The organism is Nostoc cf. edaphicum LEGE 07299 (genome assembly GCF_015207245.1).
Lineage (GTDB): Bacteria > Cyanobacteriota > Cyanobacteriia > Cyanobacteriales > Nostocaceae > Nostoc > Nostoc edaphicum_B.
This window is the reverse complement of sequence record NZ_JADEXF010000902.1, coordinates 1-2,820: the sequence shown is the minus strand read 5'-3', so window position 1 is coordinate 2,820 and position 2,820 is coordinate 1. Positions and strand designations below refer to the sequence as shown.

Annotated in this window: 2 protein-coding genes; both read left to right on the top strand. The window is 46.3% G+C overall.

What is annotated here, in order from left to right; translation table 11 throughout:
• The coding region (treY, locus tag IQ229_RS22395; protein WP_194047522.1) for a malto-oligosyltrehalose synthase at window positions 1-1,502 on the top strand (1,502 nt) is incomplete at its 5' end.
• Between the two features lie 201 nt (window positions 1,503-1,703).
• Window positions 1,704-2,820: trehalase family glycosidase (locus IQ229_RS22390; RefSeq protein ID WP_194047520.1), on the top strand; the 1,117-nt coding region annotated here is incomplete at its 3' end.

Genomic DNA, 2,820 nt, shown 5'->3' with positions numbered 1-2,820 from the left:
AATTAGCTCTTTTGTTAAAGAATGTTTCCAGCAAATATCGCTATGGTAATGATTTTACACTGAATGGATTAAAAAGAGCGATCGCCGAAGTTTTGACACTGTTCCCGATTTACCGCACCTACATTACGCCCGATGGAATTGGAGAAAGCGATCGCGCTACCATTCAAGAAGTAATTCGCCAAGCCAAAGAACAAGTACCCCTATTGCAGAATGAACTGAATTTTATTGAAAAGTTAATGCTGCTAGAGTTTGATAATTCTCTGACTCAAACAGAACGCGAACAGTGGATATATTTTGTCTTGCGAATGCAGCAATACAGCGGCCCGCTAATGGCAAAAGGCGTAGAAGACACCACATTATATGTTTACAATCGGTTGCTGTCGCTGAATGAAGTTGGCGGAAATCCCGGCCACTTTGGCATCGAATTAGCCAAATTCCATGCCTTTAACAAACAGCACCAAGTAACTTGGCCTCACACAATGAACACCACCGCCACCCACGACACCAAACGCGGCGAAGATGTGCGGGCTAGATTGAATGTCCTCTCAGAAATTCCCGATAAATGGGATCAGCAGGTAAATACCTGGAGTGCCATGAATCGAGGACATCGTAGCGATCGCCACGGCTTCGCTATACCTGATCGTAACGATGAGTATTTTCTCTATCAAACCCTAGTAGGGGCGTTTCCTTTTGCCGAACACGAACATACATCCTTCGTGGAACGAGTGAAAGACTATATAATAAAAGCAATACGAGAAGCGAAGGTGCATACAGCCTGGTTGCGACCTGATAGCGAGTATGAAGAAGCTTGTACCTCCTTTATTGAGAAAGTACTCGATCCTGCTATATCCGGGGAATTTCTAGATGCCTTTCGTCCATTTCAACAGCGAATTGCAGAGTATGGTATCTTCAATTCCCTTTCCCAAACTCTACTGAAGATTACCGCCCCCGGCGTACCAGATGTATACCAGGGAACAGAACTTTGGGAACTGAGTCTAGTCGATCCAGACAATCGTCGTCCCGTGGATTTTGAACAGCGACGTACTTACTTAAGCGCTATCCGCGAACAGGCAAAAACAGACATTTTGGGACTAATTCAGGAGTTACTAAACGACAAAACAGACGGCAGAATCAAACTGTTTTTAACGGCTCAATTACTCCAAGCCAGAACAAACTATGTCTCATTATTCCAGGACGGCGATTATTTACCGTTAGAAGTTCAGGGAACCTACGCCAATCACATTATCGCTTTTGCACGGCGCGAGGGGAATCAAACAGCGATCGCGATCGCTCCCCGCTTTTTAACCAGCCTCATCCAGCCAGGAGACAATCCCTTGGGCGAGTCAGTTTGGCAAGACACGCACCTGCAACTTCCCCCTGGAACTTCCCCCACTTGGAAAAACGTCCTAACTCAGCAACCCTTACAAGCTACAGAAACCCTATCAATCGCAACAGCCCTCACCCATTTCCCAGTTGCCCTCTTAATTAGCACTGCCGAGTAAAAACATAAATCAATCCCACGCAGAGAGAACCCTGTAAAACCTCAGCGTTCCTCTGCGCTTCCCTTGGCGACGGCAGTCGCTCATGGGGGAAACCCCCAGACGCTCGAGGACTCGCTAACGCTGCGCTATCGCCCTTGGCGTCTCCCCTTGGGAGAAGACCGCGCTACCTCTCCTTTGCGTTAAAAAAACAATTCTGTAATTATGACCCCAACACTTACCACCGCGCAGATTGAAGCTGTGCGTCTCCACATCAAAAAAATGTGGAAAACTTTAACGCGATCGCACGAACACTTATTACAATCTGCCAAGGATACCAAACTAGACCACAAAAGCGACACTCCTTGGATAGTCTACATTTCACCCTCAGAAGATTGTCCCAACATTCAGACTGTGTTAGAGCGATCGCTGTCTCCAAAAGATATGCAACAGCTACAAATTCGCACTTTGCCAGCAGAAGTGGAAGCGATTAAAGAGCATGGGTTACTATACCTACCAGGGCCTTATGTCGTACCAGGTGGTCGCTTCAACGAAATGTATGGCTGGGACAGCTACTTTATATTGCTAGGACTTTTGCACGATGGAGAATTGGAGCTAGCACAAAGTCAAGTCGATCAATTGTTGTACCAAGTACAACATTACGGCATTATTCTCAACGCCAACCGGACTTATATGCTGTCGCGATCGCAGCCCCCTGTCCTGAGTATGATGGTTTTGGCGTTATTCCAGCACACCCAGGATGAAGAGTGGTTAAAGGCAACCGTACCGCTGTTAGAGCAATTTTATTATTACTGGGTAGTACCGCCCCATCTGAATGCTGCAACCGGCTTATCCAGATTTTATGCCTTTGGGGAAGGCCCGGCGCCAGAAGTTTTGTTTTCCGAGCGAGATGAAGAGGGAAAAAGCCACTATGATCGCGTCAAGGAATATTACCAAACCTTTGAGGTTGAGGATTATGACGTTAGTCTTTACTACAACCGAGAAAAAGACGAACTGACCAATCTATTTTACAAAAGCGATCACACCATGCGCGAGTCTGGTTTTGATATCACCAACCGATTTGGCCCCTTCAGCGCTGATATCCTCCACTACGCTCCTGTGTGCCTCAATAGTTTCTTGTATCAGGTGGAACAAGATTTAGCGAAAATTAACTATATATTGGGGAACGAACAACTGCAACAACAATGGAGCGATCGTGCAGATATCCGCCGCGATCGGATCGATGAATTTCTTTGGGATGAAGAACAAGGATTATATTTCGATTATCATTTCCAGAGCGGAAAACGCCGCCGCTACGAATTTGCTACCACGTTCTATCCTC